The organism is Longimicrobium sp., from assembly GCF_036554565.1.
Taxonomy (GTDB): domain Bacteria; phylum Gemmatimonadota; class Gemmatimonadetes; order Longimicrobiales; family Longimicrobiaceae; genus Longimicrobium.
The window spans coordinates 1-5,709 of sequence record NZ_DATBNB010000027.1; the positions used below are offsets into that span (position 1 = coordinate 1).

Annotated in this window: 5 protein-coding genes; all 5 read right to left on the minus strand. The window is 69.5% G+C overall.

Features of this window, described 5'->3' with window-relative positions; all coding sequences use genetic code 11:
- Window positions 1-1,262: putative glycoside hydrolase (locus VIB55_RS00820; RefSeq protein WP_331874760.1), on the minus strand; the 1,262-nt coding region annotated here is incomplete at its 3' end.
- 154 nt (window positions 1,263-1,416) lie between these two features.
- Window positions 1,417-3,420 carry a M1 family metallopeptidase gene (locus VIB55_RS00825; RefSeq protein ID WP_331874761.1) on the minus strand — a complete coding sequence of 668 codons (2,004 nt, stop codon included), beginning with the start codon at window positions 3,418-3,420 and terminating at the stop codon, window positions 1,417-1,419.
- A gap of 570 nt (window positions 3,421-3,990) precedes the next feature.
- Entirely contained in the window at window positions 3,991-4,968 is a 978-nt protein-coding gene (locus VIB55_RS00830; RefSeq protein ID WP_349262976.1) for an RluA family pseudouridine synthase, read from the minus strand.
- Window positions 4,955-5,500, minus strand: coding sequence for a signal peptidase II (lspA, locus tag VIB55_RS00835; protein ID WP_331874763.1), 546 nt, complete (start codon window positions 5,498-5,500; stop codon window positions 4,955-4,957). Before lspA ends, VIB55_RS00830 begins: the two co-directional genes overlap by 14 nt.
- Window positions 5,497-5,709: hypothetical protein (locus tag VIB55_RS00840; protein WP_331874764.1), on the minus strand; the 213-nt coding region annotated here is incomplete at its 5' end. The genes lspA and VIB55_RS00840, both read right to left, overlap by 4 nt.

Below are 5,709 nucleotides of genomic sequence, written 5' to 3' on the forward strand. Positions count from 1 at the left end.
CGCTCGAAGCGGTTGAGCCACGACATCACGTCCGGCGGCGGCGTGTACGAGGCCACCTTGTGCGACCGCGCCTCGCCCTGCTCCAGCCCGGCGACGATGTGCTCGTAGTTGCTGCCGGGGTGCCACAGCACCCAGTCCTCCAGCCCCACGTCGTATACGCCCTTCTTCTGCTGCCGAAGCTGCTCCGCCCCGTACTTCTGGTGGTTGCGTCCCAGCCAGGGCGCGCTGAACGCCTGCAGCCACGGCATGATGCGCGCGGGCTGCACCCCCGCCTCCTGCAGCTTGTCGTTGCGCCACCGCGCCATCCCGGCAGACTTGAACAGCACCTCGTACGGCATCAGGTCGGGCTTCCGCACGCCGGGCAGGTGCGTGGGAAAGTAGTGCGACGGGTACATCATGGGCAGGATGTGGTCGGCGATGGCGCTGATCGTCTCCCACTGCTGCCCGATGTTCACGTCGCTCCCCTCGTTGGGCGACAGGCCGAACACGTCCGCCGTCACCGTCACGCCCAGCGGATGCAGCCGTCGCCGCGCCTCCAGCAGGAACGCGGCGATGGCGTCGGTGCGGTCGCCCTTGGCCTTGGGGTGCACCTGCGCCGGAAGGCTCTTGTACGGCTCGGCGAAGCGCACGTAGTCGAACTGGATCTCGTCGAATCCCAGCTTCGCCACCTCTTCGGCGATGTCGAGGTTGTAGTCCCACACTTCCTCGTCCCACGGGCTCACCCAGGTGTTCCCCGCCTTGTCCACCCACAGGCCGCCGCTGGGGTTTTTGACCGACCAGTTCGGACGCGCCTTGGAAAGGATGGGATCCTTGAAGACGACGATGCGCGCGATCGTCCAGATGCCGTGCGCGTGCAGGGTGTCGGTGAACGCCTTGGGATTGCGTATGGTGATCTCGCTGTCCTCCGTCATCTCGTTCTGGAGGGCCAGGCTGCTCACGTAGTGCAGCCCGCGCTCGTCCTTGACGTCCACGACGAAGGCGTTGATCTCGGTCTGGTCGGCGATCTCGATCAGCCGCTTGCGGTGCACGCCGGACCCGGCCTTGTACGCGTTGACGTACAGCCCGCGGATGATCGGCGGCGCCTTGCCGCGCGGCGAGCGGGTGGCCTGCGGCTGGGTCGGCGCCGCGCTGTCGCCCTTGGCCACCTGCGCGCTGTCGCCCCCCGCATCCTTCTCTCCCGCCCCACCTCCGCCGCCGTCGCACGCGGCCAGAACGACCGCGAGCGGCACCATCGCGAGCCGGCGCACACTGATCATCGACATGCTTTTCTGAGCTTGATTGTGGACCTGGATGCGCCTGAACGCGCACCCTGCGGAGCGGCGGCAAGGTTCGCGCCGGGGGCAACGGACGGGGGCGGCGCCCACACCGTGGACGCCGCCCCCCGTCATCCCTGCCCGCAGCTGACGTCGGCCGCGGTTACCGCCCCGGCGTCCAGGCGTTGTTTCGCCGGTTCGCGTCGGGAAAGTACCGCAGCGGGTCGATCTCCACCCGCGTGACGGTGCCCGAGACGGGAATGGTCACCGTCTTCACACGCGTGGACGGGTTCAGCCACTGGTCGATGGTAATGGTGTGCGTCACCGTCTGCCCGCCGCTGGTCGTGACGACGATCTCCGCCGGCGCGGGCGCCTGGCCCACGTCGCGCACCGTCACCTGCACGCCGTTGGCGGTGGGCCGCACGTCGCTCAGCGCGTGGTCAAGCGTGACGGTGCGGTACCAGAACGGGTACCAGAACCAGTCCAGGTCCCGTCCCGCCACCCGTTCCATGGTGTTGAAGAAATCCCACGGATACGGGTGCTTGAACTGCCAGTCGCGCGAGTACTGCCGCATCCCCGCGAAGAACACAGAGTCGCCCAGCGTGCGCTGAAGGGAGCGCAGCAGCGTGCCCGGCTTGCTGTACGCCGACACCGCGAACGCCGGCCCGAACACCAGGTCGATGTGCCTCATCAGCGGCGCCTCGCCCTTGTCGCCGGCAATCTGCAGGTACGACTCGCGCGGGCCCTCGAACGGATCGTGGTTCGGGAAGAAGTCCCGGGTCGCGCGGTTCTCGTTGAAGGTGGTGAAGCCCTCGTCCATCCAGGCGAACGCGGCCTCGTCCTGGCCCACCATCATGGGGAACCACTCGTGCCCCACCTCGTGGGAGATCACCTCGTACAGCTCCAGGCGCTCCTCCGGCCGGCCGATGAACACCAGCATCGGGTACTCCATGCCGTACACCGGGCCCTCGGAGATGGTGATCTGCGGATACGCGTACGGAACCATCTCGCGGCTGAAGAACTCCGTGGCGTGCTCGCCGAACCGCGCCGACCCTTCCCAGTGCGGCGCGCCGGGGCGGTACAGCGAGTGGACCATCACGTCGCGCGTGCCGCCGTCCGGGGCGGGAATCTGCGCCCGCAGCGCGTCCCACTGGTAGCGGTTGGAGGTCGCCCAGGCAAAGTCGCGCACGTCGCGCGCGGTGAACCGCCACGTCACGCGGCCGTTCGTTCCCGGGGCGGTGCCCTGCCCCAGCTGGTTGCGGCGCAGGACGGTGACGGTGCTGTCGCTTCGCGCGGCAACCTCCAGCTGCCGCCGCACGTCGGCCGAAAGCACCTCCTGCGGGTTCTGCAACTCGCCCGTGGCGCCGATCAGGTACCCGGCGGGCAGGGTGAGCGTTACGTCGAAGTCGCCGTACTCCAGGTAGAACTCCCCCTCGCTGCGGTAGGGTGTCACGTCCTGCCCCTGCACGTCGTCGAACACGGCGATCTGCGGATACCACTGGGCGATCTGGAACACCCGGCCGCCGAGCGCGTCTTCCCACCCGGTGCGGGGCGCGCCCATGGGCGGCACCACGAAGGTCCACGCCACGTCGAAGATGGCGCTGTCGCCCGCGGCGATGGGCCGCGGCAGCAGCACGCGCGACAGGGTGCCCCCCGCCAGGTAGCCCACGCTGGCGCGCTGCTCCCGCTGGTTCGCCTCGTACTGGCTCTGGGTGAGCGGGCCCAGCGTGTCGCCGTTGAAGGAGAACGACGACAGCTGGATGCCGCCGGTGTTGAACGGGCTGCGCGGGCCGGTGAAGCCCTCGGTGAACAGGTTCTGGTACAGGTTGAAGCGAACCTCGGCCAGGGCCACGGGCGAGCGGTTGTGGTACACGATGCGCTCGCGCCCGGTCAGCCGCCTCGTCTCGGGATTCAGCTCCGCCTGGATGCTGTAGCGGACGCGCTGCTGCCAGTAGCGCTGCCCGGGGGCGCCGTTGGCGCTGCGAGTGCCGGCCTGCAGCGCGCGCTGGTACTCCTCCGGCACTTCCACGGTGCGCACGAAGGGGCGCCCCGCCGTGTCGAGCGCCGCGCCCTGCGGCAGCGGCGCGATGATGGGCTCTGATACGGGCGCGCAGGCACCCAGCACAAGCACGGCCAGCAGGGCCGTGCGGCTAACGATGGTTTGCAACGTATGAACTCCCGGTCTGATGTGCGGGACTGCGGGTATGTACACGCGGATCAAATCTCTTGCCACGAGCGAATTACGCTGGGCCCAGGAGCGAGGCGAGACGAAGATCGGGCGGGTGAACCCTCGCTGGATCAGCGGAAAGCCCAACATCCACCGGAAGCGCACCTGTCATCCCGACGGAGCGGCCACAGTGAACCTGCCCGCACGCCGTAGACGGTAGCGACCGAGGGATCCGCCACACAGTACGCGTTTCGCTCACGAGCGGCGGGAACACCGATGCAGGTCGTTTCTTTCACCACGACGAACGGAACGCCTTGGACACGGCACGAACACCGGATTGGCACATTCCAGGGTCACGGCGCGTCATGCGGAGTGTGTGGCGGATCCCTCAGTCGCTGCGGTCCGTCGTGGAGGCCTCAGGGCTCGCCGGGGCCGCTCCATCGGGATGACACTCGTGCTTCGGCGGGCGAGGCGGCGGGGTCGAACGCGCCGAACCCAGCCGAACCGCGATCGAATTCTCCCCTCTCCGCACGTAGTTTGTGCGGGGAGGGGACGGGGGAGGGGCAACCCTCAGGACCGCGGCTGCTCCTCAGCCCCGCGCGCCCATTCGGCGGCCGCGGCCAGGTCCGGCGGAAGGGGCGAATCGAAGCGCATCGCCTCGCCGGTGCGCGGGTGCGTAAAGCGCAGCTCCGTGGCGTGAAGGAACTGCCGCGGCGTGCGGCGAGCCAGCCCCGCCGCCCACGCCCGCTCCGGCCCGCCGAACCCCTTGTGCCGCTCCAGCCCATAGGTGCGGTCGCCCACCACCGGGTGCCCCAGGTGCAGCAGGTGCACGCGGATCTGGTGCGTGCGCCCCGTGTCCAGCTCCGCGCGCACCAGGTCTGCCGCGCGCCACCGCTCCAGGCGGATGAACCGCGTCCGCGCCGGCCGCCCGTCCTCCACCACCGCCATCTTCCTGCGGTCGGTGTGATGCCGGCCGATGGGCGCGTCCACCGGGATCACGTCCGCGGCCAGCCGCCCCCACGCCGCCGCGAGGTACGCGCGCCGGATCCGCCGCGCCTTGAGCTCGTCGGAAAGGGCGCGGTGCGCGTCGTCGTTCTTGGCCACCACCATCAGCCCCGACGTGTCCTTGTCCAGCCGGTGCACGATTCCCGGCCGCAGCACCCCGCCGATTCCCGACAGGTCGCGCACGGCGTGAAGCAGCGCGTTCACCAGCGTGCCCTGCGGGTTGCCGGGCGCGGGATGGACGACCAGGCCGGGAGGCTTGTCGATCACCAGCAGGTCGTCGTCCTGGTGGACGATGGCGAGGGGAATGTCCTGCGCGGCGAGCGGGGAGGGCGCGGGAGGGGGGATCAGCACCTGCACGCGGTCGCCAGGGACGGGGCGGTCGCGCTTCTTGGGGACGGCGCCGTTCAGCAGGACGCGGCCGTCCTCGATCAGCTGCGTGGCGCGGGAGCGCGAAAGGTCCAGCCGCGCCGCCAGCCAGCTGTCCAGCCGGTCGCCGGCCTCGTCGCCGGCCACCAGCTCGACGGCATCGTCAGGCAACGTCAGGTTTCTTCTCCATCTGCTGCTCCTCGCGCCAGAGCGAAACCGCCAGCATCAGCGCGCCCACCGTCACCCCGATGTCGGCCACGTTGAACACCGGCCAGCGCATGGTGCCGAAGCCGAAGTCGAAGAAGTCGATCACCCCGCGCGACGAGCGGACGCGGTCGATCAGGTTGCCGATGGCCCCGCCCGTCACCAGGGGGATTGCGACCAGCCGCATCTTGTCCGACCACGGCGTCGTGCGGTACATCATGTACAGCAGGACCGCCGCGGCCACGGGAAGGATGCTGAACGCAATGCGCGACCAGTCGCCCAGGTGCAGCCCGAAGGCCGCGCCGCGGTTGTAGATGTACGTCAGGCGAAAGAAGTCGCCGATCACCGGCACCGGGTCGTACAGCCGAAGGGTGCGCTGCACGATGATCTTGGTGACCTGGTCCAGCACCACCCACCCGATCACCAGCCCCAGGTACAGCGCCATCTTCCGCCGCGCCTCGTCGGCCGGCGTGCCCACGCTCGTCGTCGTCGCTTCCGCCATCATCCGTCCTGTTTCGGAACCCGGGCGATCCCCACCGTGCCGGTCACCCCGTCGAGATCCACCTCGCGGATCGCCTCGTATCCCTCGTTCGTCACCGACCCGCTCTCCACCGCCACGCCCAGCGTTTCGCGCGCCACGAACTCGCCCCACTCCCGCGCCACGTCCAGGATCTCTCCATCCCCGAAGATCCCCAGGCGGATGCGGTCGCTGAC